At 68.0% G+C, this 21,441-nt stretch carries 19 protein-coding genes; 17 read left to right on the plus strand and 2 right to left on the minus strand.

What is annotated here, in order from left to right; translation table 11 throughout:
* The first annotated feature begins 7 nt into the window (after positions 1 to 7).
* The 11 genes from ACVJ6E_RS20225 (at position 8) to ACVJ6E_RS20275 (ending at position 13,420) form a co-directional block, all read left to right on the plus strand.
* Positions 8 to 1,381 carry a formimidoylglutamate deiminase gene (locus ACVJ6E_RS20225; RefSeq protein ID WP_120270347.1) on the plus strand — a complete coding sequence of 458 codons (1,374 nt, stop codon included), beginning with the start codon at positions 8 to 10 and terminating at the stop codon, positions 1,379 to 1,381.
* Complete coding sequence (gene hutC / locus ACVJ6E_RS20230; RefSeq protein ID WP_120270345.1) at positions 1,381 to 2,127, plus strand: histidine utilization transcriptional repressor HutC; 747 nt, start codon at positions 1,381 to 1,383, stop codon at positions 2,125 to 2,127. The genes ACVJ6E_RS20225 and hutC overlap by 1 nt, the downstream gene beginning before the upstream one ends.
* A 191-nt stretch (positions 2,128 to 2,318) precedes the next feature.
* Positions 2,319 to 3,353 (plus strand): TRAP transporter substrate-binding protein, encoded by a 1,035-nt coding sequence (locus ACVJ6E_RS20235; RefSeq protein WP_120270343.1) that lies wholly within the window; start codon positions 2,319 to 2,321, stop codon positions 3,351 to 3,353.
* Between the two features lie 63 nt (positions 3,354 to 3,416).
* Positions 3,417 to 4,685, plus strand: a complete 1,269-nt coding sequence (locus ACVJ6E_RS20240; protein WP_120270341.1) for a flavin-dependent oxidoreductase — start codon at positions 3,417 to 3,419, stop codon at positions 4,683 to 4,685.
* A gap of 2 nt (positions 4,686 to 4,687) precedes the next feature.
* Positions 4,688 to 5,164, plus strand: coding sequence for a MarR family transcriptional regulator (locus ACVJ6E_RS20245; protein WP_120270339.1), 477 nt, complete (start codon positions 4,688 to 4,690; stop codon positions 5,162 to 5,164).
* Positions 5,165 to 5,317: 153 nt separating this feature from the next.
* Positions 5,318 to 7,405: a putative bifunctional diguanylate cyclase/phosphodiesterase gene (locus tag ACVJ6E_RS20250; RefSeq protein WP_120270337.1), complete on the plus strand. Its 2,088-nt coding sequence runs from the start codon at positions 5,318 to 5,320 to the stop codon at positions 7,403 to 7,405.
* Positions 7,406 to 7,640: 235 nt separating this feature from the next.
* Complete coding sequence (locus tag ACVJ6E_RS20255) at positions 7,641 to 8,150, plus strand: hypothetical protein (protein WP_147421906.1); 510 nt, start codon at positions 7,641 to 7,643, stop codon at positions 8,148 to 8,150.
* Between the two features lie 73 nt (positions 8,151 to 8,223).
* Positions 8,224 to 9,495 carry an imelysin family protein gene (locus ACVJ6E_RS20260; protein WP_120270334.1) on the plus strand — a complete coding sequence of 424 codons (1,272 nt, stop codon included), beginning with the start codon at positions 8,224 to 8,226 and terminating at the stop codon, positions 9,493 to 9,495.
* A 108-nt stretch (positions 9,496 to 9,603) separates the two neighbouring features.
* The gene (locus ACVJ6E_RS20265) at positions 9,604 to 11,106 is read left to right on the plus strand and encodes a di-heme oxidoredictase family protein (protein ID WP_120270332.1); all 1,503 of its coding nucleotides are present in this window, start codon (positions 9,604 to 9,606) and stop codon (positions 11,104 to 11,106) included.
* Between the two features lie 138 nt (positions 11,107 to 11,244).
* Complete coding sequence (locus tag ACVJ6E_RS20270; RefSeq protein WP_158592744.1) at positions 11,245 to 12,297, plus strand: imelysin family protein; 1,053 nt, start codon at positions 11,245 to 11,247, stop codon at positions 12,295 to 12,297.
* Entirely contained in the window at positions 12,278 to 13,420 is a 1,143-nt protein-coding gene (locus tag ACVJ6E_RS20275; RefSeq protein WP_120270329.1) for a DUF1513 domain-containing protein, read from the plus strand. The genes ACVJ6E_RS20270 and ACVJ6E_RS20275 overlap by 20 nt, the downstream gene beginning before the upstream one ends.
* Before the next feature lie 19 nt (positions 13,421 to 13,439).
* Here the strand turns inward: ACVJ6E_RS20275 and ACVJ6E_RS20280 are convergent, their stop codons facing one another.
* Positions 13,440 to 13,964: an ACT domain-containing protein gene (locus tag ACVJ6E_RS20280; protein ID WP_208996864.1), complete on the minus strand. Its 525-nt coding sequence runs from the start codon at positions 13,962 to 13,964 to the stop codon at positions 13,440 to 13,442.
* A gap of 75 nt (positions 13,965 to 14,039) precedes the next feature.
* Positions 14,040 to 14,564: a cupin domain-containing protein gene (locus tag ACVJ6E_RS20285; RefSeq protein ID WP_158592743.1), complete on the minus strand. Its 525-nt coding sequence runs from the start codon at positions 14,562 to 14,564 to the stop codon at positions 14,040 to 14,042.
* Positions 14,565 to 15,013: 449 nt separating this feature from the next.
* Between ACVJ6E_RS20285 and ACVJ6E_RS20290 the strand changes: the two genes are divergently transcribed.
* Genes ACVJ6E_RS20290 through cobM form a run of 6 tightly spaced genes read left to right on the plus strand, consistent with a single transcriptional unit; the run spans position 15,014 to position 21,385 of the window.
* The gene (locus ACVJ6E_RS20290) at positions 15,014 to 16,201 is read left to right on the plus strand and encodes a sirohydrochlorin chelatase (protein ID WP_491676518.1); all 1,188 of its coding nucleotides are present in this window, start codon (positions 15,014 to 15,016) and stop codon (positions 16,199 to 16,201) included.
* 10 nt (positions 16,202 to 16,211) lie between these two features.
* Positions 16,212 to 16,865: a precorrin-8X methylmutase gene (locus ACVJ6E_RS20295; RefSeq protein ID WP_199681486.1), complete on the plus strand. Its 654-nt coding sequence runs from the start codon at positions 16,212 to 16,214 to the stop codon at positions 16,863 to 16,865.
* Positions 16,862 to 18,088, plus strand: coding sequence for a precorrin-6y C5,15-methyltransferase (decarboxylating) subunit CbiE (cbiE, locus tag ACVJ6E_RS20300; RefSeq protein ID WP_120270323.1), 1,227 nt, complete (start codon positions 16,862 to 16,864; stop codon positions 18,086 to 18,088). The genes ACVJ6E_RS20295 and cbiE overlap by 4 nt, the downstream gene beginning before the upstream one ends.
* On the plus strand, positions 18,085 to 18,813 hold the full coding sequence (gene cobI, locus ACVJ6E_RS20305; RefSeq protein WP_120270322.1) for a precorrin-2 C(20)-methyltransferase: 729 nt from the start codon (positions 18,085 to 18,087) through the stop codon (positions 18,811 to 18,813). Before cbiE ends, cobI begins: the two co-directional genes overlap by 4 nt.
* A complete protein-coding gene (cobJ, locus tag ACVJ6E_RS20310; RefSeq protein ID WP_120270320.1) occupies positions 18,783 to 20,603 on the plus strand; it encodes a precorrin-3B C(17)-methyltransferase in 1,821 nt (606 codons plus the stop codon). Before cobI ends, cobJ begins: the two co-directional genes overlap by 31 nt.
* On the plus strand, positions 20,600 to 21,385 hold the full coding sequence (gene cobM / locus ACVJ6E_RS20315) for a precorrin-4 C(11)-methyltransferase (RefSeq protein ID WP_067337049.1): 786 nt from the start codon (positions 20,600 to 20,602) through the stop codon (positions 21,383 to 21,385). Before cobJ ends, cobM begins: the two co-directional genes overlap by 4 nt.
* Positions 21,386 to 21,441: the final 56 nt, after the last annotated feature.

The raw sequence follows: 21,441 nt of genomic DNA on the forward strand, positions 1-21,441 counted from the left end.
GGACAGGATGCGGATCTGGGCGGAGACGGCCTTGCTGGCCACGGGATGGGCGCGCGACGTGGTGGTGGACATCACCGCGGACGGGCGGATCGGCGAGGTTCGACAAGGAGTTGCCCGGGCCGATGCGGCCGCGGAACGCACCGTCGGGATCCTGCTGCCGGCGCCGGCCAACCTGCACAGTCACGCCTTTCAGCGGGCGATGGCGGGCCTGAGCGAATTCCGCGGTACCGCCGAGCACGACACCTTTTGGACCTGGCGCGAGATCATGTACCGCTTCCTCGGCGCCTTCACGCCGGAGACGGTGGAGGCCGTGGCGGCCTTCGTGCAGATGGAGATGCTGGAGGCCGGTTATGCGGCCTCTGCCGAGTTCCATTACGTCCACAATCAGGCCGACGGCACGCCCTATGACGACCGGGCGGAGCTCTCCCGCCGCATCGCGGCTGCATCGCGGGCCTCGGGCATCGGCCTTACACTGCTGCCGGTCTACTACACGACCGGCGGGCTCGACCGCCGCCCGTTGGCGGGTGGGCAGCGCCGCTTTGGCTCCGATCTCGAGGGTTTCGCGCGGATCGTCGAGGGCGCCGGGCAGGCGGTGGCAGAGCTTCCCACCGATGCGCGGCTCGGAATCGCGCCGCATTCGTTGCGCGCGGTGCCGGCAGAGGACCTTGCGAAGGTCGCCGCGATGCGGCCTGCCGATCCGCTGCACATGCATATTGCCGAGCAGACCGGCGAAGTGGAGGAGGTGCTGGCCGCCCATGGCCGCCGTCCGGTCGAATGGCTGTTCGACAATCACGCGGTCAATGAGCGCTGGTGCCTGATCCACTGCACCCATCTGACGGACGGCGAGCGCAAGGCGATCGCGACGAGCGGCGCGGTGGCCGGCCTGTGTCCGATCACCGAATCGAGCCTCGGCGACGGGATCTTCGACGGCGCGCGCTATCTCGCCGATGGCGGCACGCTGGGCGTCGGCTCGGATTCCAACATCCGCATTGCCCTGTCGGAGGAACTGCGCACGCTGGAATATTCCCAGCGCCTGCGCGACCGGCACCGGGCGGTGTTGGCGACAAGCGACCGGTCCTGCGGCCGCAGGCTCTACGACGAGGCGCTCAAGGGCGGGGCACGGGCGCTCGGCCGCGACAGCGGAGCGATCCGCACGGGCGCGTGGGCGGATCTCGTTGCCCTCGATGCGGCCTCGCTGCATCTGGAAGGGCTTGCCGGCGATACCCTGCTCGATGCATGGATTTTCGCCGGCGACAACCGGCTGGTGCGTGACGTATGGGCGGCGGGGCGCCATATGGTGCGCGACGGCAGCCATGTAGACCGTGCGCGGATCGAGGCCGGCTACCGCAATGCGATGCAGACCCTGAAGCGGAGCATGTGATGTCACGACCCGTCGTGCCTGCGAAGGACGGCGATCCGGTGCCGGCCGGCATCCGGGTGCCGACATCCTTCCGGGCCATCAAGGCGGAAATCCTCAAGCGCATCAGCGAGCGGGTCTGGTTGCCCGGCGAGTTGATCCCGGGCGAGGAGGATCTGGCGCGCGAGTTCGGCTGCGCCCGCGTCACTGTCAACCGGGCGCTGCGGGAGCTTGCGGAGATCGGGCTGGTGGAGCGCAAGCGCCGCGCTGGCACCCGCATCGCCGAGCATCCCTTGCGCGAGGCGCGGCTGGAAATTCCGGTGGTGCGCAGCGAGGTCGAGGCCAGAGGCGCGCAGTATCGCTTCTCGGTTCTCAGCCGCGAGCGGCTGGAGGCGCCGGAGGCGATGCGGGCCCGGCTGGACCTGCCGGCCGGAACGCCGATGCTCCATGTGCGCTGCCTGCATTTCGCCGACAACCGGCCGTGGCAATACGAAGATCGCTGGATCCACATCGCCGCCGTTCCCGATATCGCCGAAGAGCCGTTCGAGCGCATGAGCCCGAACGAGTGGCTGGTGAAGTTCGCTCCTTTTTCGGAAATGGAGATCGGCCTCAGCGCCGCCGCCGCCAGCCGCGAAGAAGCGACGCTGCTCGCCCTCGAGCCGGGCGCGCCGGTCTTCGTGTTCGAGCGCACGACATGGCTGATCGACCAGCCGATCACCCATGTGCGGATGCTGCATCCCCAGTCCTACCGGATGGTCTCGCGGTTCTGATCGCGGCCGCTTAGACGATTGATCGTCTGCCCGTTCACGGGCATAATCGTTTACATAATAAACGATCTGGATGCGGTCCGCCGGGGTGGCCGCGTCCGCATGGGCTTGGCCCGGATCGGCGACAGCCGGCGGGCAGGGGCGGTCGGCGCAAACGCGCCGGGACCGTGCAAGGTAACCTGGGAGGACACCGAATGCTTCGACTGAAAACGCTCGCCGTCGCCGCGACGGCGCTGGCCTGTGCCGGCATTTCTCCGGCGTTGGCGCAGGATGTGACCCTGCGCGTGCACCACTTCCTGCCGGCTCCCGCGCCGGTCCCCAAGAATTTCATCACGCCCTGGGCCGAGAAGGTGATGGCCGAGTCCAACGGCCGCATCAAGGTCGAGGTCTTCCCGGCGATGCAGCTCGGAGGCACGCCGCCCTCGCTCTACGATCAGGCGCGCGATGGCGTCGTCGACATCGTCTGGACCCTGCCGGGCTACACGCCGGGCCGCTTCCCGGGTACCGAGGCGTTCGAGCTGCCCTTCATGGCCGGCAAGGCAGAGCCCACCAGCCAGGCCTTCTGGGACTTCTACGAGAAGTACCTCACCGACGAGTTCAAGGACGTCCATCCGATCGCGGTGCATGTGCACGGCCCCGGCCTGCTGCACGTCAAGGGCGACGGCGTGACCAAGCTGGAGGACATGAACGGCCTCAAGCTGCGCGGTCCGACCCGCCAGACCAACGCGCTGCTCGGCGCGCTCGGCGCGACCCCGGTCGGCATGCCGGTCCCGGCCATGCCCGAGGCGCTGTCCAAGGGCGTGATCGACGGAACCGTCGTGCCGTGGGAAGTGACCACGCCGCTGAAGGTCGCCGAACTCGTCAACAGCCATACCGACTTTGAAGGCTCGCGCGGGCTCTACACGGCGACGTTCGTCTTCGCGATGAACAAGGCGAAATACGACAGCCTGCCCGCCGATTTGAAGGCGATCATCGACGCCAACAGCGGCCGCGAAGTGTCCAAGTGGGTCGGCCGCGTCATGGACGAGGGCGACCTGCCGGGTATCGCTGCCGCCGAAAAGGCCGGCAACACGATCCGCAAGCTGCCGCCGGAAGAGGTGGATCGCTGGAAGGCCGCGGCCGAGCCGGTCGTTGCTGCCTGGGTCGAGGAAGTGTCCGGCAAGGGCTATGACGGCGCCGCCATGGTCGAGGACGCCCGGGCCTTGATCACCAAGTACGCCGGCGAGTAACCGGCGGCCCCGCCGGCCGGGCTGCGGCCGGCGGGGCGTCTTTCTGGCGCAAGGATTTCCGTCATGACCGTTCTCGTTGCCGGCGCTGGCATCGCCGGCCTGACGCTCGCCCTCAGCCTGCATCGGATTGGCGTGCCCGTTCGCGTATTCGAGGCGGTGCGTGAGATCCGCCCGCTCGGCGTCGGCATCAACCTGCAGCCCCATGCGGTGCGCGAGCTCGATGAACTCGGACTGCTGGACCGCCTGGATGCCATCGGCCTGAGGACGCAGGAAGTCGCCTATTTCTCCAGTCACGGCCAGCCGATCTGGTCGGAGCCTCGCGGGATGTCCGCCGGCTATGATTGGCCGCAATTCTCCATCCACCGCGGTCGGCTGCAAATGATGCTGCTCGATGCCGTGCGCGAGCGACTGGGTCCCGATGCGGTCACCTGCGGCGTTTCGGCCGCGGGATGGCGCGACATCGACGGCGGCGTCGAGATCGATCTCGTCGAGCGGGAGACCGGCGCTCCGGCCGGCAGCGCGAAGGGCGCTGTCTTCATCGCTGCCGACGGCATTCACTCCACCGCCCGTGCGGGGCTGTATCCGGACGAGGGGCTGCCCGCGTGGGGCGGCATCGTCATGTGGCGCGGTGTCACCCGCGCGCCGCATTTCCTCACCCGCCGTTCGATGGCGATGACCGGCTGCAAGCCGCGCAAGTTCGTCTGCTATCCCATCGAGGACATCACGCTCGACGACGGCCGACCGGGCACGGTGATCAACTGGATCGCCGACCTCAGGATGCCGGCGGATCACATCTGGCGGCGCGAGGACTGGAACCGGCCGGGCAATCCCGACGACTTCCTGCCGCGTTTCGACACCTGGCGCTTCGACTGGCTCGACATTCCCGCGCTGATCCGCAATGCGGAGCACATCTTCGAATATCCGATGGTCGACCGGGACCCGCTGCCGCGCTGGACCCATGGGGCGATGACGCTGATGGGCGATGCCGCGCACCCGATGTATCCGATCGGCTCCAACGGGGCGAGCCAGGCGATCCTCGACGCGCGCGTGCTGACCCGCGAGATCCTGCGTCATGGCGCGGTACCGGCAGCGCTCGCCGCCTATGAGGAGGAGCGGCGTCCGGCAACGGCCCGCATCGTCCTCGCCAACCGCGCCGACGGGCCCGACAAGGTGCTCGACGTGGTTGAGGAGCGGGCGCCGGACGGGTTCGGCCGGATCGAGGACGTGCTTTCGCGCGAGGAGCTTCTGGAAACGGCGGCCGGGTACAAGCGGATCGCCGGCTTCGACGTCGAGGCCTTGAACCAGCGCCCGCCGATCGTCCCGGCTGCGTGATCATGAGCGCCGGCGCAGGCCAGGGCGAAGTCCCGTCGGGCGCGTCTCTCGACTATGGCCTCCTCAACGAGTTGGTCGGCCACCTCCTGCGCCATGCCTTCCTGCGCGGCCATCAGGTCTTTGGCGAGGTCTTCGCCGGCGAGGCCTTGACGCCGCTGCAGTTCATGGTGCTGGAACTCGTCGACCGCAATCCGGGCATCACCCATCGCGATGTCGCCGCCGCCATGTCCAGCGCGCCCTCGGTGCTGACGACGGCGCTCAAGCCGCTGGTGACCGCCCGGTTGCTGGAACAGGTCCGCGTCGCGCGGGACGGGCGCCGCGTCGCCTATCGCCTGAGCCGCGAGGGGAGGGAGCGGTTCCGCGCCGTGCGGCCGCGCATCGCCGACGCCGAGCGTCGGTTGCTTGGAGATCTGGATGCGGCCGAGGCCGAGGCCCTGCGAGGGTTTTTGCGCCGGATTACCGGGCGTTTTTCCGCCTAAGGGAAAATCCGGATAGGGATCCGTTAAGGTCTTTCCGGGATAGTGTGATCTGTCGCGGGTACGTGTCCTCGGGGAGATGATCGTGTCTGGGTCTCTTGCCGTGCGTCCAATCCGCCGGAGGATGGTTGGCGCGACCTACGAGGTGAGCCGTTCGTGCTCGATATCATCGCCTGCATTACGTTAGATCACAATGCAGCGCTGGTCGCGCTGGCAGCCGGCATGTGCGTGGTCGGTGCGTGGATCAGCTTCCGCCTGTTTCAGCGCGCCCGCGATACTGAAGGCTGGATGCGCGGAGGCTGGCTGTTTCTCAACGGCATGGCCACCGGATCGTCGATCTGGTGCACGCATTTCATCGCGATGCTCGCCTATGAGACGCAGACCGCCGTCTATTTCAATGCGACCCTGACGATCCTGTCGCTGTTTCTCGCCATTGTCGGCTCGGCGCTCGGTTTCGCGCTGGCCTGCAGCGGCCTGTTTCGCCTGGCGCCGGAGGCCGGCGGCGTCGTCATCGGCGCGGCCGTGGCCTGCATGCACTATATCGGCATGGCGGGATATCGGGTCGACGGCCTCATCCATTGGAACCAGAACTATGTGATCGCCTCGGTGATCGCCAGTCTGGTTTTCTCGGCGCTTGCGCTCAACCGGTTCATGCGCCCGACCACCCGCTGGTGCCGGTATGGCGCCACGACAGCACTCGTGCTGGGCATCGTGCTGCTGCATTTCACGGGCATGACGGCGATGACCGTGACGCCGCTCCGGCCGCTCTTCTCGCCGAATGTCGACCAGTTCTCGGCGCTTGCGCTGGCGGTTGCCGGCGTTGGAGCCCTGGTGATCGGCATGGGTGTCGTTACGGCCCTGCTGGACCTGAAAACCCGCGCCACTGCCGATGCCGACCTGCAGCGCCTTTCCGAATTCGATCCTCTGACGGGCCTTGGCAACAGGTCGCTGTTTTCGCGTCGCCTCGAGGAGGAGTGCCTGTGGGCCGACAGCCATGACGGCCGCCTGTGTCTGGTGCTGGTGAATCTCGACGATTTTCGCACGGTCAACGACCTGCGTGGCCATTCGGCCGGCGATGCGCTTCTGGCGGCGCTCGGGGCCCGCGTCGGCAACGGCTTGAGGGCCGGCGAAGTCGCCATGCGCATCGGCGGCGACGAGTTCGCGGTCATGCGCCGGTTGTCCGCGTCCGAAAAGGTCGACGAGTTCCTGGAGCGGCTGGACACCCTGTTCCGCCGCCCCTTGAAGGCATCTGGCATGGTGATGCCCTGCGCATCCGGCATGGGCGTTGCCATCTATCCCGATCATGGCCTGTCCGCCTCGGACCTGCTTGCCAATGCGGGGCTGGCGCTTGCCCGCGCCAAGGACGAGACTCTCGAGCGCACCTGTTTCTCCAACAGCGTCGTGGATCAGGCCGAACGTCACCGTCGGGAGCTCGCGGTGGCCCTGCGCGGTGCTGTCGAGCGCGGCGAGCTTTGCCTCTTTTTCCAGCCGCAGATGGACCTGGCGACCGGCGAGTTTTCCGGCGCCGAGGCTCTCGCGCGCTGGACCCATCCCGACTACGGCTCGGTGTCGCCGGCGGTCTTCATCCCGATCGCCGAGGAGAACGGGCAGATCATCCCCATTGGCGACTGGGTGCTGGAACAGTCCTGCCGCCAGGCCGTAACCTGGGCCAAGCCGGTGAAGGTGGCGGTCAATCTCTCCGCCATTCAGCTGCGCCAGCGCGGCCTGCCCGAGCGCATCGGCGAGATCCTGCGCGAGACCGGGCTCGACCCGGCCCGGCTGGAGATCGAGGTGACCGAATCCTCGTTCATGGCGGACCTCGACCTCAGCCTGCAAATTCTGCGGGAGATCCAGGCGCTCGGCGTCTCGGTCGCGCTCGACGATTTCGGCACGGGCTATTCGGCGCTTGCCAGCCTGCGGGTCTATCCGTTCAACCGGATCAAGCTGGACCGGGGTTTCACCTCCGATCTTGCGGTGTCCGACGAGGCCCGCGCCATCGTGCATTCGGTGCTCATGCTCGGTCAGTCGCTCGGCACGCCCGTGCTTGCCGAGGGTGTGGAAACGGACGAGCAACTGGCTTTCCTGCGTGCTGCCGGCTGCCGCTCTATCCAGGGATTCCTCTATTCGCGCCCCGTTCCGGCCGGCGATCTGCAGCGCCTGATGCTCGCCCCGCCCGCCCCCGGCCTTTTGGGGAGCGCCCGGCGCATCGTTTCCGCCCGTTTGCCGCAGGCCGCAAACGGCTGAGGGCGCATGCCCTCCGGCGAGCCGAACCTCCCTGTTTTGCAAGGAAGAATCCGGTCCGGTCACCGTCCGGCGCGGGCAGGGCTGTGGCCGGATTCAGTTTAGAATTTTTCTAATATATTGATTTTATTGGAATATTATCTTGACTGTAAAACTCAGAATAGCGTTAGTTCAGCCAATCCCGGCTGGCTGGGACCTTTGATGTCGGGGCCTTTACCCCCGGTGATTGGAGGCTGACGTGATTGGAAGATTGCAGGACCGCTCGCCGGCGTTCGCTCCCGGCGAGGAGGTCGAGACGCTTGTCGTCGAGGGGCTGCGGCGCTGGCTCGCCGGTTATCAGACGGGCAGCATCGAATGCTGGGAAATGGCCTGGTCGCTCTATGCGGGGCGACTGGGCGTCAACCGGGCTCGCCAGGCGGTGACCGGACTGTCCTGTTTCGCCCGGGCGCTGAACGGCTGGGCCAAGTGCGGTCTGTCGCTTCTGCCCTACGACTGCCCGCATCGCTGCGCGCATGAATGCCTTGCGGTCGCACTGGTTGCGTCCTGGCAGCGCGGTGACCGTGAGGCGGCCGCCAACATCGCCGAGGAACTGGTGATCTCCGGCGGCTTGCCGTTCACCCTGGAGGCGGCTGCGAATTTCGCGGAGACGCTCCGCCGCCTCGACCTGGTTCTGCCGGATCCCGCCTGCCTTGCCTGCCGTCGGCCCATGCCGGTGGCGATGCTTGCGGCAGCCGAGACCCGGCACTGACTGCCTTTGTGCGTTCCGCGCACGTGTATCGAACCAAACGCTTGAACCGAATGAAAAGGAAGGATCGCCCGAGATGAAGAAAACCCTGTTGCTTGCGACGACGCTGGCGGGCATCGCCCTGCTGCCGGCCGGTCTGGCGCGGGCGGCGGATGCCGCCGCCGTTCTCGACACCTATGGCGACATCGCCGAGGCCGCTTATGCCGAGTCCGTGGCAACCGCCGAGCAGCTGTCCGCCGCCGTCGACGCGCTGATCGCCAAGCCGTCCGACGAGACGCTGGCCGCTGCCCGCAAGGCGTGGCTTGCCGCCCGCCGGCCCTACCAGCAGACCGAGGTCTACCGCTTCGGAAATGCCATCGTCGACGACTGGGAAGGCAAGGTGAACGCCTGGCCGCTGGACGAGGGGCTCATCGACTATGTCGACGCCGGCTATGGCAGCGACAACCCGGAGAACGCCTTCTACACCGCCAACGTCATCGCCAATCCGAAGATCACCGCTGGCGGCCGCGAGATCGACGCGACCGAGATCACCCCGGCGCTTCTGTCGGAAGAGCTGCAGGAAGCCGGCGAGATCGAAGCCAATGTGGCGACCGGCTACCATGCGGTCGAGTTCCTGCTCTGGGGGCAGGACCTCAACGGCACGGACAAGGGCGCGGGCAACCGTCCGGCGACCGACTTCGACACCGCCAATTGCACCGGCGGCAATTGCGAGCGTCGCGCTGCCTACCTGAAGGCCGCGACCGAGCTGCTGCTGTCGGACCTGAAGGAAATGGCCGATGCCTGGAAGGACGGCGGTGCGGCCCGCGCCGAGCTTGCTGAGAAGGGCGAGGCCGGCGGTCTTGCCACGATCCTGACCGGCATGGGCTCGCTTTCCTATGGCGAGCTGGCGGGCGAGCGCATGAAGCTCGGCCTCATGCTGCACGATCCGGAGGAAGAGCACGACTGCTTCTCCGACAACACCCACATGTCGCACTACGACGACGTGATGGGCATCCGCAACGTGTGGTTCGGCCGCTACGAGGGCTTTGCCGGCAAGTCGGTGGAAGGCGCGTCGCTGCGCGATCTGGTCGCTGCCAAGGATGCGGCCGTTGCCGAGGAAGTCACGGCCAAGCTCGACGCGACGCTCGCGGCCTTCGAGGCGCTGCGCGAGCGTGCGGAGACGGTCGAGGCCTATGATCAGATGATCGGCGAGGGCAACGACGAGGGCAATGCGGTGGTGCAGGCTGCCGTCGATTCGCTCGTCGACCAGACCCGCTCCATCGAACGGGCCGTTGCGACGCTCGGTCTCGACCAGATTGCCTTCGAGGGCTCCGACAGCCTCGACAATCCGGGCGCAGTGTTCCAGTAAGCACGCTGATCTGACGAACCGGCCGCGGCGGGGGACACGGGCCCGCCGCGGCCTCCACCCATGTGCCGGCGGCCGGGGCGTCGGGCACTCAGGTAATGCGATCCTTCCATGCCGTCAGCCTATCTTTCCGCCGCTGCCAGCCTGTGTGTGGCTGCGAGCCTCGCCCTGCCCGCCCATGCCGGCGAGGGCGCACTCCCGCACCGGGATGATCTGAGCCCGCGTGATCGCGCCAGGGTCGCCAGGGTGGTTGCCGATCCCGCGGACTTTTCCGCAGCAGAAGCCTTCGAGGCGATGCCGGGCGGGGCTGCGACCTATATCAAGCGCATCAACGTCAATGCGTTCTCGTTTCCTTCCGCCAATATTTCCTTCGAGGACCAGCAGCGGTTCGCGGTCGGCAACGGGCTGTTCCGCAAGTTGTGGGTGTCTTCGCCGTCTTCGACGAACGCGTCCGACGGGCTCGGCCCGCTGTTCAATGCGCGCTCCTGCCAGGGCTGCCACCTCAAGGATGGGCGTGGCCACCCGCCGCGCGACGGTGAGGAGCCGGTGGCTCTGTTCCTGCGCCTCTCGGTGCCGGGCGAGCCGGACCCCGGCAAGCTGCTGCGCCCGGAGCCGACCTATGGAACCCAGTTCCAGAATTACGCCGTTCCCGGCCTGAAGTCCGAGGGCCGGCTGGAGGTTCGCTACAGCGAGACCTCCGTGACGCTGGGCGACGGCACGCGTGTCAGCCTGCGCGTGCCCGACTACCGGATGACCGATCTCGGCTACGGGCCGATGTCGCCCGACGTGCTGGTCTCGCCGCGTGTCGCGCCGCAGATGATCGGCCTGGGGCTCCTCGAGGCGATTCACCCGGGCGATATTCTTGCCGGCGCGGATCCGGACGACAGCGATGGCGACGGCATTTCCGGCCGCCCGAGCTGGCTGCCGGATCCGGCGACCGGCGGCAAGGTGCTCGGCCGGTTCGGCTGGAAGGGCGAGGCGCCGACCGTGCGTGCGCAGTCGGCGGGCGCCTTCGCCGGCGACATCGGCATCTCGACCCCGGACGAGCCCAACCCCTATGGCGACTGCACGCCGGCGCAGACCGAATGCCTGGCCATGCCGACGGGCGAGCAGGCGAATCTCGGCCCGACCGAGGGGCCGGACCCGGTTCTTGAGCTGGTCGACTTCTACTCGCGAAATCTGGCCGTCCCGCGCCGCCGGGATGTCGACGACCCTCAGGTTCTCGCCGGCAAGGCACAGTTTCACGAGCTCGGCTGCGCCAGTTGCCACCGGCCGAAATTCGTCACCTCGCGCAAGGCGGAGCTGGAGGCCCACCGGTTCCAGCTGATCTGGCCCTATTCCGACATGCTGCTGCACGATATGGGAGAAGGGCTTGCCGACAACCGGCCGTTGGCGAATGCCTCCGGCCGGGAATGGCGCACCGCGCCGCTATGGGGTATCGGACTGACCGAGCTGGTGTCGGGGCAGGAAAGCTACCTGCATGACGGGCGCGCCCGCACGCTGGAGGAGGCGATCCTCTGGCATGGCGGCGAGGGGCAGGCGGCCCGCGATGGCTATGCGGCGCTCGATCGCGCGGACCGCGAGGCGCTGTTGCGGTTCCTCAAGTCGCTCTAGGGAGCGGCAGAGCGAAAAGACAGGGACAGGAGCACGGTGATGACGGGTGCGAGACGCGGGTCGCAGCAGCGGTATGGCGGGCGTATGCCGGCCCGGCGATTGACGCGCAGTGCCGGCGCAGTGGTCCTGACTTGTCTGTTGGTTGCAGCCGCTGTGGTGGCGATGCCGCGGCAGGCCGCCGCAGAGATCGACTATTCCCGTTTCTGGCCGCAGACCCTGTCCGGTTTCGCCCTGCCCGCCAGCGATGCGCTGGGCAAGGCGGCACCGGCGCTGGCCAGTGGTATCGAGGCGGCCTGCACCGGCGGGTCGGGCGAGCCTTTCGCGTCCGCCTTCACCGAGGCTGTCGAGGCGGTGGCGCGTCTTTCCATGCTGCGCGTCGGGGCCCTTGCCGACGAGAACAGGCTGGAGCGCATTGCCTTCATTCCCGACGGGCGCGGCGTGGTCCGCCGGCAGGTGACGCGTCTGATCGCGGATCGCGACGAAACGGCGCTGGATGCGACCCGGCTGCGCGGCAAGAGCGTCGCGCTGCAAGGACTGACGGCGCTCGAATGGGTGGCCTTCGACAAGGACGGAAAGGTCCTTCTTGCCGACAGCGGCGAGGAGGGCGCCTATCGCTGCGCCTATGCGGCCGCTCTGGCCGCCCGTCTCGGCGAGACCGCGAAGGAGATTAGCGGCGCCTTTGCCGCGCCAATTGGACAGACCGCCCTGCTGCTGTCGCCGGCACAGGAAAACGGGCTTGCCAAGACGCACAAGGAAGCGGCGGGCTTCGTCTTCAATGCGCTGATGACGTCGCTGGAGCTGATCCGCGACCAGATGCTGGCGCCGCTGGTCGGCGAGGGGGCGCCGGCGTCGCTTGTGGCGCGCGTGCCCTTCTCCCGCTCGCACAACGGCACGGCCTATCTGTCCGGCGCGATCGGCGGGCTGTCGCAGGCCTTCTCGGCTGCCGGCTTCGCGCAGGCCTCCGGCGACGGCGAGTGGATCGTCAACACGCTGGACTTCGAGCGCGACAATGCCTTGAAGGCGCTGGCGGCGGTTCCGGCCGATCTGGAGGCCGCGCTGTCCGACAAGGAGGCAAGCGGTCGTCTTGCCTATGTCCTCACGGTTCTGACAGGGCTGCGCACCACGCTTGGCGGAGAGCTTGCCGCCTATCTCGACTTCCGTGGAGGCTTCAATGCTTTGGACGGCGATTGACCGGCGGTCCCTGCTCGTCGGCGGCGGGGCTGCCCTGGCGGCGCTGGCGCTCGGGCCGGATGGGGCTCGGGCCGGCGGGGCGGAGCTCTCCGAGGACCCGCTCTTTGCCGCCGCACGGCGGGAGGCCGACGGCAGCCACAGCATCGTCGTGACCGGCCTCGATGGCATCGACCGCCAGGTGATTCCGCTTCCCGGCCGCGGCCATGATGTCGCTGTTTGCCCGGTCAGCGGACGTTGCCTCGCCTTTGCCCGTCGCCCCGGCACGTTCGCCGTCAGCTTCGATGTGTCCGGCGCCCGTCCTCCGGTCGTGTTCGAGGCCGTGCCCGGCAGGCACTTCTACGGCCATGGCGCCTTTTCGCCGGATGGCCGTCTGGCCTTCGCGACGGAGAACGACTACGTCGCGAACCGGGGCGTGATCGGCGTCTACGATCTCAGCGGCGACCGGCCGCAGCGTGTCGGCGAGTTCTGGTCCGGCGGCATCGGTCCGCACGATATTCTGCCCTTGCCCGATGGGCGCAGCCTCGTCGTTGCCAATGGCGGCATCGAGACTCACCCGGACAAGGGGCGGGAAAAGCTCAACATCGAAACGATGCAACCGAACGTGACCGTGATCGACCGCGAAAGCGGCACCGTGCGCGGCGTCGCGGACCTGCCGGCGCATCTGCACAAGTTGTCGCTCCGCCACATGGCGGTGGGGGGCGCAGGCAAGGTCTGGATCGGCGGCCAATATGAAGGCAGCCTGGAGGAGACGCCGCCGCTGATGGCCTCGCTCGATACGGCCGACGGGCGCTTTTTGCTGCATGATGTGCCGGATGATCTGCGCGGGCGTCTTGCCAACTATGTCGGCTCCGTGACCATGAGCCGCGATGGCGAGGTGGTTGCCGCCTCCTGCCCGCGCGCCGGCCGTATCCTCTATTTCTCCGCCAAGACCGGCGCCTTCTTGTCCAGCCAGCAGCGCGCCGATGCCTGCGGCCTTGCGGCGCTCGATCAGGGCGGCTTCCTGATCTCGGACGGTCAGGGCAGCCTCAGCGAGAGCGGGGATCGCACGGGCGCGCCGATGCTGCTCGCCTCCGGAGCCGGCATTTCCTGGGACAATCACATGGTGGCGATCGATCCGGCCTGAGGAAAGGCTGTCTGTCGCCTCAGACCGTGTCGCTGAAGTCGATCTCGGCCATCAGGTCGCCGGCCAGCGTCTCGAGCGCGGCGGAAAGATCGCCTGCCGACAGATCCACCGGAAGAACGACGTCCACCTGCGCGCGGAACATCCGCTCGCCGCTCATGGAGCCGGCGGACACCTCCGTCTCCAGTTCGGTGATGCTGACGCCCTTGGCCGCCAGCACGGCGGCCACCGCATGCACAATACCCGGATGGTCCTGGCAGATGACGGTCATCCGGGCGGCCTGGCCGTGGTTTTCGTGGCTCGCCTCGCTGCGCTTCAGCGTGGTGGCGATGCCGTCGGCCGACAGCTGCGACAGCGCGGTTTCCAGCGCCTCGACACGCTCCTGCGGCACCTCGACCCGCACGAGGCCGGCGAAGGTGCCGGCGAGCCGGGACATGGAGCTTTCGATCCAGTTTCCGTCATGGGCGGCGATCACGTCCGACAGCCGTTCGACGAGCCCCGGACGATCATCGGCGATCGCGGTGAGAACCAGCGAAATCATGGACATGGGCGTGCGCCTCCCGGAGGTTTTCCGGCAGGCTAGACCATAGCGCGGTCAATGGAAACCGGAACGAGCCCGGTCTCAGGAGATGCGGCGGCGGCGGTCCGGCGAAGAACCGAAGGCGGCGGTGTAGAGCCGGGCCTTGATTCGCGACAAGCGGGCATAGATCCGCAGCGGCAGGCGCGCCAGCGGCGGCACGACATCGTGGCAGAACGCGACCTTGCGCACATAGCCGTGCACTTGCCACTCGAACCAGTTGAAGGCGGGGAAATAGGCGGTGTCGCCGGCGGTGAGCTTGCGCACTTCGCCGTCCGGACCGGTGACCGTGACCGATCCTTCCAGGATGTAGACCGCCTCGTCGCAGCCGAAATACCAGTTGAAGCGACCGTCCGTGCAGTCCCAGACCGACATGTTCGCATTGCGGTCCTGCCCGCTGGCCAACTGCACTGCACGTGCCTGCGGATCTCCCTCCAGAACCCAGTCCGGATTGATCGGCGCGGGCAGGAGCTCCAGCCCGTCGAGGCGCGCCAATGTCAGGCCGGCCGGCGTGCGGTCGGCTACGCCCATGGCAGCTCCCAGCGCGCTGGCGGACGCAGTGTCGGTCATGGTCGGTCTTCTCCCTTCTTGTGGTTTCTCCCGTTGTACCATCAAGCCGTGAAGAACCGGTTTCCGCAATGGGTGCGTTTTGCCCGCCGCGTTGCCGACAGCAGCTGCCGCATTTGCCCCTTGCGAGGGGCGCAAGGCTCCACTAGCGTGCCCGGCCAATGACGGCGTCCCTGGAGGGACTGAAAGCAAGTCCGGTGGTGACCGACCCAAATCGGGGGTCCAGTCCGGAGCTGTCCGAGCGGTATTCGGTCCGGCGCGACGGCACGGTCGCGCGGGGGCCCTGTCCTGTATCCGGCCGCTTTCACTCTCTCCCTGCGGCGCTGCGCCGGACCTGTCCGGCTTTTCACGCGGGCGCGTGGCCAAGAGGGAGCTTTTGAGATGAAACCAGAATTTGTCTTCGCCGCCGTTTTGGCCGAGCGTCCCGCCCGTTGCGACCGGGGAGGGGCATGATGGCCGACGTGATGAGTGAGACGGGCGAGAAGCTGGGCCTGATGATCTGCGGCCATGGCAGCCGCAACCGCGGCGCCGTGCGCGAGTTCGCGCAGCTTGCCGAGGGGCTGAAGGCGCGCTTTCCCGGATGGCCGGTGGAATACGGCTATCTGGAATTCGCCAATCCGGTGATCAAGGACGGTCTCGACCGGCTGCGCGAGCAGGGCTGCACCCGTATTCTCGCCGTGCCAGGCATGCTGTTTGCCGCAGGCCACGCCAAGAACGACATTCCGTCCGTGCTGAACACCTACCAGGCGCAGCATGAAGGCCTGACAATCACCTACGGCCGGGAACTTGCCGTCGACACGAGGATGATCCGCGCCGCCGGCGACCGTATTCGCGAGGCTCTGGAAAAGGCCGGCGACGATGTGCCGCTGCACGAGACCCTGCTGATGGTCGTGGGACGCGGCGCGTCCGATCCCGACGCCAATTCCAACGTCGCCAAGATCACCCGCATGCTGTGGGAAGGCTTCGGCTTCGGCTGGGCCGAGACGTGCTATTCCGGCGTCACCTTCCCGCTGGTCGAGCCCGGGCTCGAGCATGCAGCGAAGCTGGGCTATCGCCGCATCGTCGTCTTCCCGTATTTCCTGTTCTCCGGCGTCCTCGTCAGCCGCATCTACAACAACACGGACGAGGTGGCGGAGCGTCATCCGGACATCGAGTTCGTCAAGGCCGGCTATCTCAACGACCATCCGCAGGTGATCGACACCATGGCGGACCGGGTCACCGAGATCCTGCAGGGCGCCAACCTGATGAACTGCCAGATGTGCAAGTACCGCGAGCAGGTGCTTGGCTTCGAGGCGGATGTCGGGCGGCCGCAGGAAAGTCACCATCACCATGTCGAGGGCCTTGGCGCGGACGCCGAGTGCAAGCTGTGCGATGACGTGTGCACCGGAGCCTGCGAGGAACAGGCGACAGGTCACCACCACCATCATGACCATGGCCACTCGCACGATCACCATCATCACCACGACCACGACCACGACCATCATCATGATCATGCTCATGATCACGGTCACCATCACCACGGTCATGGCCACACTCATGGGCATGGGCACCATGATCATGGGCACGATCATCACCATCCGCCCTATCCTCATGCGGACCACCCGCTGGGGCCGAAGTCGATGAAGAAGCGGTCCACATGAGGTGTGGGGCGTGAGCGGCGGCCGTTACGACTACGAGCGCGATCCCGCGCAGATCTATCGCCGTTCCTTTTCCATCGTGCGCGAGGAGGCGGATCTCTCCGCCCTGCCCGAGGCGCTGCATCCGGCCGCGATCCGCATCGTTCATGCCTGCGGCATGCCCGAGGTGGTGGCGGATCTGGCCTGGCGCGGCGATGTCGCGGCGGCGGTCGGTGGCGCCTTGGCTGCCGGCGCGCCCGTCTTCGCCGATGTGCGCATGGTCTGCGAAGGTGTGATCCGCAGCCGTCTGCCGGCCTGCAACGATCTCGTATGCACGCTCAACGAGCCTCCCGTGCCCGGTCTTGCCCGGCGTCTTGGCACCACCCGTTCGGCCGCGGCCGTTGATCTGTGGCGCGACCGGCTCGAGGGAGCTGTCGTGGTTGTCGGCAATGCGCCGACCGCGCTGTTTCATCTGCTGGAGCGGATCGGCGAGGGCTTTCCGCGCCCGGCCGCGATCCTCGGCTTCCCGGTCGGCTTCGTCGGCGCGGCGGAATCGAAGGAGGCGCTGCTGGAGAGCCCGCTCGATATCCCCTGCCTGGTGCTGCGCGGCCGGCGCGGCGGATCGGCCATCGCCGCTGCCGCGGTCAATGCGCTTGCCGCCGGGGTGCCGGAGGAGGACCCGGCATGAGCCTTGACGACAAGGCGCGACGCGCCCCCTGGCTGACCGTGATCGGCCTCGGCGAGGAGGGTGTCGAGGGACTTTCTCCGATTGCGCGGCAGGCGCTTGCCGATGCGAAACGCGTCTTCGGCGGGGCCCGCCACGGCGAGCTTGTCGCTCCGCTCGGGATCGAGGTCGAGACCTGGCCGAGCCCGTTCCACAAGGGATTGGAAGCGCTGCTTGCTGCGCGCGGCGAACCCATTGCGGTGCTGGCGAGCGGGGATCCCATGTGGTTCGGCATCGGCTCGACGCTCGCGCGCTCGGTGCCGGTGGAGGAAATGCTGGTGCTGCCGGCACCGTCGTCCCTGTCGCTCGCCGCCGCACGGCTCGGCTGGCCGTTGCAGGACATCGAGATCCTGTCGCTGCATGGCCGTCCGATCGATCTGTTACGCGCCGCTCTTCATCCCGGCGCCAGGGTGCTTTGCCTCACCTCGGGTGCCGGGGCAGCGGAAGAGATCGCCGACCTTCTCGTCGATGAGGGCTATGGCGCGAGCCGGCTGACCGTGTTGGAGCATCTCGGCGGACCGGCCGAGCGCATCCTGTCGGGAAGTGCCGAAGGCTGGCGCGGCGAGGTTGCCGCCCTCAACGTCGTGGCACTCGAGGCGGTCGCGGTGCGCGATACGCCGCTGCGCCCGCGTCTGCCCGGCTTGCCGGACGATGCCTTCCGTCATGACGGCAAGATCACCAAGCGCGAGGTGCGCTCGGTGACGCTCGCTCGCCTGATGCCCATGCCCGGTGCCCTGTTGTGGGATATCGGCGCGGGCTCGGGGGCTGTCGCCATCGAATGGCTGCGTGCGGCGCCCCGCAGCCGGGCCATCGCACTGGAGCCGGACGACACCCGCCGCGCCACCGCGCGGGCGAATGCGGCGGCTCTCGGCGTGCCGCATCTCGACCTCCGTCCCGACGCGGCGCCAGATGGCCTTGAGGGTCTGCCGCCACCCGATGCGATCTTCCTCGGCGGCGGCCTGACCGCACCCGGCACGCTGGAGGCGGCACTCGCGGCGCTGCGGCCCGGCGGCCGGCTCGTCGCCAATGCGGTGACGCTGGAAAGCGAGGCGATCCTTCTTGCCGCCCATGCCCGCCACGGCGGCGAGCTGGTGCGCATTGCGGTGTCGCGGGCCGGTGCCGTCGGCGGCATGACCGGATGGCGCCCGCTGATGCCGGTGACCCAGTGGAGCCTGATCCTCCCATGACTGCTGGAACCCTTTACGGCGTCGGCCTCGGGCCGGGCGACCCGGACCTGATGACGGTGAAAGCGCACCGGCTGATCTCGGGCGCGCAGGTCGTCGCCTATCCGGCGCCCGACGACGGCGAGAGCTTCGCCCGCTCCATCGCGGCCGCGATCATCCCGCCGTCCGCCCGCGAGATCCCGATTGTCGTGCCGATGCGCGTCGAGCGCTTCCCGGCACAGGCGGTCTATACCCGCGCGGCCGAGGAGATCGGCGAGGTCCTCGCCTCCGGCACCGATGTTGTGACGCTGTGCGAGGGGGACCCGTTCTTCTACGGCTCCTTCATGTATCTGTTCGAGCGGCTGTCGCGGCGCTTTCCTTGCGAGATCGTGCCGGGCGTGACCTCGCTCACCGCGTGTGCTGCCCGCCTTGCCCGGCCCTTGACCGCGCGCAACGATGTCCTGACCGTCATTCCCGGACCGCTGCCGGACGATGAGATTGCCGCGCGGATCGAGGCGGCGGGCGCCATCGCCATCATGAAGGTCGGGCGCCACCTGCCGCGCCTGCGCCAGTTGATCGAGGGGCTGGGCCTCATCGATCATGCAGGCTATGTGGAGCGGGCGACGCTCCGGGCAGAAAAGGCGATGCCTCTTGCCGATGTGACGGAAGCCGCCGCCCCCTATTTCTCGATGATCCTGATCTACAAGGGAGACGAAGCGTGGATGCTACCGCCGCAATCCTCGTCCTGACGCCGGCGGCGGAGCCTGTCGCGCGCCGCATCGCGGCCGCCCTGCCGGGTGCCACGCTGCATGGGCTCGCCCACCGGGTGCCCGGCCTCGACGTTTCCTTCGCCGAGACGCTGAACCATATCCGTGCGCTCTATCAGGCCGGCACGCCCATCGTCGGCGTCTGCGCCTCTGGCATCCTGATCCGCGCGCTGGCCGCCGTGATCGAGGACAAGCGGTCCGAGCCGCCGGTTCTCGCCGTCTCCGAGGACGGGGCGAGCGTCGTGCCGCTGCTCGGTGGCCATCGCGGCGCCAACTCGCTCGCCCGCCAGGTGGCGGATGCGCTGGACGGTCATGCCGCGGTGACGACGCAGGGAGATACGGCGCTGGGCGTTGCGCTCGATTCGCCGCCCAAGGGGTGGTGGCTCGCCAATCCGCAGGATGCCAAGGGCATCATGGCGCGCCTCCTGGCCGGAGAGCCCGTCACTCTCAAGGGCGATGCCCCCTGGATCAGCCGCTCGCGCCTGCCGCTTGCGGACAAGGCGGAGATGGAGATCGTCGCCAGCGTCGAGGCTGTCGCGCCCGGTGCCGACCGTCTCGTCTATCACCCGCGCCGCCTCGTCGTCGGTGTCGGCTGCGCGCGCGGCTGCCCGGCGGAAGAACTCTCTGCGCTGGTGCGCGAGACGCTTGCCGGCACCGGCATTGCCGAAGGGGCGGTGGCGCTTGTCGCGACCCTCGATCTCAAGGCGGACGAGGCGGCGGTCAACGCGCTCGCCGCTCAGCTCGGCGTGCCGCTGCGCGTCTTCACCGCCGCCCGGCTGGAGCAGGAGGCGCCGCGCCTTGCCAATCCCTCGGACGTCGTCTTCGCCGAGGTCGGTTGCCACGGCGTGTCCGAGGGCGCGGCGCTTGCCGCCACCGGGGCGGACGGCTCGCTGCTGGTCGAAAAGCGCAAGACCGCCAATGCAACCGTTGCCGTCGCCCTTGCGCCCGCACCGGTCGACCCGGCCGAGGCGGGGCGCCCGCGCGGCCGTCTCTCGGTGATCGGCATCGGGCCGGGCCGCGACGACTGGCGCACGCCGGAAGCTTCACGCCTGCTCGCCGATGCGGATGAGGCGGTCGGCTACTCGCTCTATCTCGACATCGTCGCGCCGCTGATCCAGGGCAAGCAGCGTCATGCCTTCCCGCTCGGCGCGGAGGAGGAGCGCGTCCGCTTCGCGCTGGAACGTGCCGGCGAGGGCCGTTCGGTGGCGTTGGTGTCGTCAGGCGATGCCGGCATCTATGCCATGGGCGCGCTGGTCTATGAGCTTTTGCACCGCGAGACCACGGAGGGCGGCGTTTCGGATGCGGCAAAGCGTGTCGAGGTGGTCAACGCTCCCGGCATCTCGGCATTGCAGGCGGCGTCCGCGCGCATCGGCGCGGTGCTCGGCCACGATTTCTGCACCATCTCCCTGTCGGATCTCCTGACCCCATGGGAGGCGATCGAGCAGCGGCTGAGGGCCGCGGCCGACGGCGATTTCGTCGTCGCCTTCTACAATCCCGTGTCGAAGCGCCGTCGCACCCAGCTGGCGGCCGCACGCGAGATCCTGCTTGGCGCCCGTCCGGCCGATACGCCGGTGGTGCTCGGCTACAATCTCGGCCGCGAGGGCGAGACGCTGACCGTGACGACGCTCGGCGAGTTGCGCGTCGACGATGTCGACATGCTCACCACAGTGCTGGTCGGCTCGTCCGCCTCGCGCGCGGTCATGACCGGCTCGGGCCGTCCCTTCGTCTACACCCCCCGCGGCTACGCCAAGCGCATCGAGGAAAAGCTTTGACCGTCCACTTCATCGGCGCCGGGCCCGGCGATCCCGACCTCATCACCGTTCGCGGGCTGAAGCTGATCGAGGCCTGCCCCGTCTGTCTCTATGCCGGCTCGCTGGTGCCCGAGGCGATTGTCGCGGCGGCGCCCGAGGGGGCGCGCGTCATCGACACCGCGCCGATGACCCTCGACGAGATCATGGCGGAGATCGAGGCGGCGCATGCGCGCGGCGAGGATGTGGCGCGCGTCCATTCCGGTGATCCTTCGCTCTACGGCGCGATTGCCGAGCAGATCCGCCGGTTGAAGGAGAAGGACATTCCCTTCGACGTGACGCCCGGCGTGCCGGCCTTTGCCGCTGCCGCCGCCGCCCTCGGCCAGGAACTCACCGTGCCGGAGATCGCCCAGACCGTGATCCTCACCCGCACGACAATGAAGTCCTCCGATATGCCGAAGGGCGAGGACCTGGAAACGCTCGGCAAGAGCGGCGCGACGCTGGCGATCCACCTGTCCATCCGGAACCTGCGCGAAATCGAGCGCCAGCTCGTCCCGCTCTACGGTGCAGACTGCCCGGTCGTCGTCGCCTACCGGGTCGGCTGGCCGGACCAGAGTTTCATCCATGGCACGCTCACCGACATTCGCGAGAAGGTGCGCGAGGCGAAGATCACCCGTACGGCGCTGATCTTCGTCGGCCGGGCGCTGCAGCCGCAGGCGGATTTCCGCGACAGCGCGCTTTATCACGCCGACCATGTCCATGTGCTGCGGCCGAAAAAGAAGAAAACGGCTAAAACCGAGGCCTGAGGCGGCCGGACCGGCCGTCATTTGCATCTCGCGGCGCCTCTCCTTAGGCTTGGGCC

Source organism: Stappia sp. G46H5W (assembly GCF_058448995.1).

What these genes read in the sequence shown, in the direction of transcription:
- ACVJ6E_RS20225 (WP_120270347.1), top strand. Translation starts at nt 8, where the DNA reads ATGCGGATCTGGGCGGAGACGGCCTTGCTGGCCACGGGATGGGCGCGC.
- hutC (WP_120270345.1), top strand. Translation starts at nt 1,381, where the DNA reads ATGTCACGACCCGTCGTGCCTGCGAAGGACGGCGATCCGGTGCCGGCC.
- ACVJ6E_RS20235 (WP_120270343.1), top strand. Translation starts at nt 2,319, where the DNA reads ATGCTTCGACTGAAAACGCTCGCCGTCGCCGCGACGGCGCTGGCCTGT.
- ACVJ6E_RS20240 (WP_120270341.1), top strand. Translation starts at nt 3,417, where the DNA reads ATGACCGTTCTCGTTGCCGGCGCTGGCATCGCCGGCCTGACGCTCGCC.
- ACVJ6E_RS20245 (WP_120270339.1), top strand. Translation starts at nt 4,688, where the DNA reads ATGAGCGCCGGCGCAGGCCAGGGCGAAGTCCCGTCGGGCGCGTCTCTC.
- ACVJ6E_RS20260 (WP_120270334.1), top strand. Translation starts at nt 8,224, where the DNA reads ATGAAGAAAACCCTGTTGCTTGCGACGACGCTGGCGGGCATCGCCCTG.
- ACVJ6E_RS20265 (WP_120270332.1), top strand. Translation starts at nt 9,604, where the DNA reads ATGCCGTCAGCCTATCTTTCCGCCGCTGCCAGCCTGTGTGTGGCTGCG.
- ACVJ6E_RS20275 (WP_120270329.1), top strand. Translation starts at nt 12,278, where the DNA reads ATGCTTTGGACGGCGATTGACCGGCGGTCCCTGCTCGTCGGCGGCGGG.
- ACVJ6E_RS20280 (WP_208996864.1), bottom strand. Translation starts at nt 13,964, where the DNA reads ATGTCCATGATTTCGCTGGTTCTCACCGCGATCGCCGATGATCGTCCG.
- ACVJ6E_RS20285 (WP_158592743.1), bottom strand. Translation starts at nt 14,564, where the DNA reads ATGACCGACACTGCGTCCGCCAGCGCGCTGGGAGCTGCCATGGGCGTA.
- ACVJ6E_RS20290 (WP_491676518.1), top strand. Translation starts at nt 15,014, where the DNA reads ATGGCCGACGTGATGAGTGAGACGGGCGAGAAGCTGGGCCTGATGATC.
- cbiE (WP_120270323.1), top strand. Translation starts at nt 16,862, where the DNA reads ATGAGCCTTGACGACAAGGCGCGACGCGCCCCCTGGCTGACCGTGATC.
- cobI (WP_120270322.1), top strand. Translation starts at nt 18,085, where the DNA reads ATGACTGCTGGAACCCTTTACGGCGTCGGCCTCGGGCCGGGCGACCCG.